The organism is Falseniella ignava (genome assembly GCF_002847645.1).
GTDB lineage: Bacteria > Bacillota > Bacilli > Lactobacillales > Aerococcaceae > Falseniella > Falseniella ignava.
This window is the reverse complement of the sequence record NZ_PKHE01000041.1, coordinates 1-1,007: the sequence shown is the minus strand read 5'-3', so window position 1 is coordinate 1,007 and position 1,007 is coordinate 1. Positions and strand designations below refer to the sequence as shown.

At 46.4% G+C, this 1,007-nt stretch carries 2 tRNA genes and 1 rRNA gene; all 3 read left to right on the top strand.

Features of this window, described 5'->3' with window-relative positions:
- Window positions 1-149 precede the first annotated feature (149 nt).
- A tRNA-Ile gene (locus CYJ57_RS07700) sits at window positions 150-223 on the top strand.
- A 65-nt stretch (window positions 224-288) separates the two neighbouring features.
- A tRNA-Ala gene (locus CYJ57_RS07695) sits at window positions 289-361 on the top strand.
- Between the two features lie 189 nt (window positions 362-550).
- Window positions 551-1,007, top strand: a 23S ribosomal RNA gene (locus CYJ57_RS07690); the annotation flags it as partial.

Below are 1,007 nucleotides of genomic sequence, written 5' to 3'. Positions count from 1 at the left end.
GTATCGGAAGGTGCGGCTGGATCACCTCCTTTCTAAGGAGACATGGAGCTGCCAAGATGGCAGACGAAGTTATCGACGCACATTGTGTCCGTCTTTGTTTAGTTTTGAGTGAGCTTTATCTCATTCTAATAAATGGTCTGCAAAGATTTGGGCCTGTAGCTCAGCTGGTTAGAGCGCACCCCTGATAAGGGTGAGGTCGGTGGTTCGAGTCCACTCAGGCCCATTAGCAAGCTATTACTAATTTATCTTGCGAACGTACCAAAAAAATGGTATATTAACTATAATTATGGGGAATTAGCTCAGCTGGGAGAGCGCCTGCTTTGCACGCAGGAGGTCAGCGGTTCGATCCCGCTATTCTCCATCGCTAATTATATTAATTAGCACTTTGTTCATTGAAAACTGAATATCGCTTATTATTTCTTCGATGCGAGGAAATAATAAGAAACAATTTCAAAAGTGAAGATATAATTTCTTAAGAAAGAGATATAATCAAACCGAGAATTGACCGAGTTCATCGAAAGATGAAAACAAGTAGCGCGACCATCATAGTGGTTAAGTAAGTAAGGGCGCACGGTGAATGCCTTGGCACTAGGAGCCGATGAAGGACGGGACGAACACCGAAATGCTTTGGGGAGCTGTAAGTAAGCTAAGATCCAGAGATATCCGAATGGGGGAACCCGGCAACCGCAGGTTGTCACACGCAAGTGAGGTAGACGCAGGGAACTGAAACATCTTAGTACCTGCAGGAAGAGAAAGCAAACGCGATTCCCATAGTAGCGGCGAGCGAAGTGGGACGAGCCCAAACCAATGTGCATGCACATTGGGGTTGTAGGACTCAGACGTGGTATGAATTAAGTTAGTCGAAACATCTGGGAAGGTGTGCGGCACAGGGTGAGAGCCCCGTAGACGAAAGCGAGAATCAACCTATGAGTATCCTGAGTACAGCGGAACACGAGGAATTCCGTTGGAATCTGCCAGGACCATCTGGTAAGGCTAAATACTCCCTA